The organism is Inquilinus limosus MP06, assembly GCF_000767795.1.
GTDB lineage: Bacteria > Pseudomonadota > Alphaproteobacteria > DSM-16000 > Inquilinaceae > Inquilinus > Inquilinus limosus_E.
Window position 1 is genome coordinate 1 of the sequence record NZ_JANX01000544.1, and the last position, 4247, is coordinate 4247.

A 4247-nucleotide genomic window follows, 5' to 3' on the forward strand; every position below is an offset into this window, starting at 1 on the left:
AGGGGCTGGCGCCGGCCCAGGTGAAGCGCGCGCGCCGCTCCGGCGGCAGCGATTCCGGCAGGATCAGCAGGCCGTAGGCCGCGTTGGCGAAGCTGAGCGCCGCCGCGGCCCAGAACGGCAGCCGGGGGTCGATGCCGGCCAGGAGCCCGCCCAGCGCCGGCCCGGCGATGAAGCCCAGGCCGAAGGCTGCGCCGAGCAGCCCGAACTTGGCGGCGCGCTGCTCCGGCGGCGTCACGTCGGCGATGTAGGCGATGGCGGTCGGGGCGCTGGCGGAGGTGATGCCGGAGACCAGGCGCCCGACCAGCAGCCAGGTCAGGTTCGGCGCCAGCGCCATCAGCACGTAGTCGAGGCCGAGGCCGAGGCTGGACAGGAGGAGCACCGGCCGCCGCCCGAACCGGTCGGACAGCGCGCCCAGCACCGGCGAGGCCAGGAACTGCATCGCCGCCCAGGCCAGGCCGAACAGCCCGCTGATCACCGCCGCCTGCTCGACGTCGCCGCCCTCGAACTCGACGATCAGCCTGGGCAGGACCGGCACCATCAGGCCGACCGCGAGGATGTCGAGCAGGATGGTCACGCAGACGAAGGCGACGGCGGCCCGGCCCGGTGGGCGCGGAGGCGGGCAGGACATCTGCATCTCTCCCAACATGAACCGGCCCTGGATGGTCTCTACCGGCTAGCCAGCCGTTCCGCGACGACCCTGCGCAAAGCGCAGGGCCAGGCGCGGGCGTGCCTGCTCGACCGGCCCGAGGCGCCCGGCCAGCCCGTCGACGAGCCCGGTCACGATGCCGGCGAGCTTGGCGAGCTTGGCGTCCTCGAGCAGCGCAATGTGGAAGACCTCCCACACGGTGAACAGGTTCGCCATGATGACGACGGGATATCGCCGGCCGTACCGCAGGGCGAGCTGGACGCCGTTGCGGGCGCTGTAATAGCGCCGGTACCAGGGGTGATTCATCGTGGTCAGCTCGAACGGGCCCAGCTTGTGGCGGCGCCGGTCCCCGATCCGGTGCGACAGCGTCAGCGACGGGGTCACGTAGAGCGGGACGTCGGACGCCCAGGCCCTGAAGCAGTATTCGGTGTCGACATGGTCGATGAACAGCGTCTCGTCGAACGGGCCGAGCGTCGCGAAGGCGGCGCGCGAGATCATGCAGCCGGAGGAGATCAGGACCGCGCAACGCTGCAGGCCGGCATCGTCGCGCATGTCGACGCGCCGCGCGGTGACGCCGTTGCTTTGCAGCACCGGGAGGTACTGCTGGACGACCTCGTCGAAGATCCGGGGGCCCACCAGGAAGGGCTGCGGGGCCAGATCGGCGCAGATCTCGCGCATGGCCGGGAAATAGTGGTCCGGCACGACCGAGTCCTGGTCGATCAGGACGACGGCGTCCATGCCGCGATCGAACTGGTCCGCCAGCCCGCGGTTGTGGGCCCCGGCGATGCCGTTCCTGTTTCCCTCATGGATCAGGACGATGTCGTGTCCGTCGAGCAGGGCCGCCAGGCGGTCATCGGGCTGCGGGGTGTTGTCGACGACCGCAAGGCCGTCGCAACGCCGGCGCAGCGCGACGATCCGGCCGATCTGCTCAGCCGTCGGATGAAACAGGACGACCACCGCTCCAAGGGCTGTCATGGGGCCTCACCGTGTTCGTATGCAGCCGACCCGGCGCTCCGATCCTCGAATTGACCTATTCCGCCGGCGCGGCCGGCTCCGGCTCGTCGCGGGCGCCGACGAAGCGGCCGAAGACCCGGCCGAACAGCCGGTTCAGATCGTCCAGCACGGTGAACACCGCCGGCACGAACACCAGGCTCAGCACGGTCGAGGTGATCAGCCCGCCGATCACCACCGAGGCCATGGGCGAACGGAAGGCGCCGCCCTCGCCCAGGCCGATGGCCGACGGCACCATGCCGGCGATCATCGCCAGCGTGGTCATCACCACCGGCCGGGCCCGCTTGCGGCCGGCTTCCATCAGCGCCTCGGTGCGGCCGGCGCCGGCGGCGATCGCCTCGATGGCGAAATCCACCAGCAGGATCGCGTTCTTGGTGACGATGCCCAGCAGCATCAGGATGCCGATCACCACCGGCAGGCTGATCGGGTAGCCGGTCACCAGCAGCGCCAGGAAGGCACCGCCGATCGACAGCGGCAGCGACACCAGGATGGTCACCGGCTGGGCGATGTCGGCGAACAGCAGCACCAGCACGGCCAGCACCAGCAGCACGCCGGCGCCCATCGCCAGGGTGAAGCCCGAGAACACCTCCTGCATGATCTCGGCGTCGCCGAAGGGCCGGATGCTGACGCCGGGCGGCAGGTTGCGCACCGAGGGCAGCGCCAGCACCGCGTCCATCGCCTGCCCCAGCGGTGTCTTGCCCACCAGGTCGCCCTCGATCGAGACGCGGCGCTGGCGGTCGTAGCGGTCGATGGTGGTGGCGCCCTCGCCGAAGGCGATATGGGCGACCGAGGTCAGCGGCACCTTGCCGCCGGTCGCGGTCGGCAGCCGCAGCGTCTCGAAAGTGGCCAGCTTGCCGCGCGCATTCTCGGCGATCTGCACCCGGATCGGCACCTGCCGGTCGCCGGCGGAGAACTTGGCCAGGTTGGCTGAGATGTCGCCCAGCGTCGCGATCCGCACCGTCTCGGCGATCTGCGCCACCGACACGCCCAGCGCCGCGGCCTCGGCCAGGCGCGGCACGATGCGGATCTCCGGCCGGTCGATCGCGGCGGTGGAGACGACATTGGCCAGCACCGGCACGCGCTCGCGGATCTCGCGCTCGATCGCCAGCGACGTCCGCACCAGCTCCTCGGAATCGTTGCCGGAGAGCAGGAGCGTGTATTCCCGCGCGCCGCCGCCGCTGAAGCTGAAGCGCAGATCGGGCTCGGCGGCCACCTTCGGCCGCATCGAACTCTCCCACGCCTTCTGGTCCAGGCCGCGGTCGGCCCGCGGCACCAGGGTGGCGACGATGGTGGCCTTGCGCACCTCGCCGCCGGCGATGTCCAGCGGGTTCACGCCGTCGCCGCCGAGGACGGCATAGACGCTCTTCACCTCCGGCTGGGCGCGGAACAGGGTCGACAGCCGGTCGGCCACGGCCTGGGTGTCCTCCAAGGTCGAGCCCGGCGGCAGCTCGATCGAGAGGGAGGAGCGGGAGATGTCGTTGTTCGGCAAGAGGCCAGTCGGGAACAGGCTGGCCAGGGCGGCGGAGGCGACGAAGATGCCCAAGCCCGCGGCGATGGTGCGGCCGCGATGCCGGATCGACCAGTCCAGCAGCCGCAGGTAGAAGCGCATCGCCGCGCCGTCGCGCTCCTCTTGATGCCCGTGGTCGCGCATCAGATAGGCCGCCATCAGCGGCGTCACCAGCCGCGCCACCAGCAGCGAGAAGGTGACGGCCACGGCCACGGTGATGCCGAACTGCTTGAAATACTGGCCGGCGATGCCGCCCATGAAGCTGACCGGCAGGAACACCGCGACGATGGTCATGGTGGTGGCGACCACGGCCAGGCCGATCTCGTCCGCCGCCTGGATCGCGGCGCGATAGGCCGACTTGCCCATGCGCATGTGGCGGACGATGTTCTCGATCTCGACGATGGCGTCGTCGACCAGGATGCCGGTGGCCAGGGTGATCGCCAGCAGGCTGATCGAGTTCAGCGAGAAGCCCAGCGCCTCCATCACCGCGAAGGTCGGCAGCACCGACAGCGGGATGGCGAGGGCGGAGATGATGGTGGCCCGGATGTCGCGCAGGAACAGGAAGACGACGATCACGGCCAGGATGGCGCCTTCGATCAGCGTCTCCATGGTCATGTCGTAGTCGGCGCGGGTATAGCGCACCAGGTTGTCGATCTCGCTGACCTGCAGCTCCGGATGCTCGACCGCCAGCTGCTGCAGCCGGGCCTGGGCGGCGTCGGCGACGACGACGTCGGAAAAGCCCTTGGCCCGGTACAGGCTGAAGGCGACGACGGGCTTGCCGTCGACCCGGGCGAAGGTGCGCGGCTCGGCCCCGCCATCGGTCACCGTGGCCAGGTCCTGCAGCAGCGCCTGGCGGCCGCCGGGCAGGCTGATGCGGCGCTGCGCCAGCTGCTCCACCGTCGCCGCCCCGGCCAGGGTGCGGATCGACTGCTCCTGCACGCCGACCGTGCCGCGGCCGCCGGCCAGGTCGATGTTGCTGGCGCGCAGCTGGTCGTTGACCTCCGAGGCGGTGATGCCGAGGGCCGCCAGCCGGTCGGGCTTCAGCTCGACCCGGATCTCGCGGTCGACGCCGCCGATGCGCTT

3 protein-coding genes are annotated in these 4247 nt (G+C 70.8%); all 3 read right to left on the reverse strand.

What is annotated here, in order from left to right:
* On the reverse strand, positions 1-628 hold a 628-nt coding region (locus P409_RS27950), incomplete at its 3' end, for a tetracycline resistance MFS efflux pump (RefSeq protein WP_034846125.1).
* A gap of 45 nt (positions 629-673) precedes the next feature.
* Complete coding sequence (locus P409_RS27955; RefSeq protein ID WP_034846121.1) at positions 674-1621, reverse strand: glycosyltransferase family 2 protein; 948 nt, start codon at positions 1619-1621, stop codon at positions 674-676.
* 55 nt (positions 1622-1676) lie between these two features.
* A partial coding sequence (locus P409_RS27960) for an efflux RND transporter permease subunit (protein WP_034846123.1) occupies positions 1677-4247 on the reverse strand: 2571 nt, incomplete at its 5' end.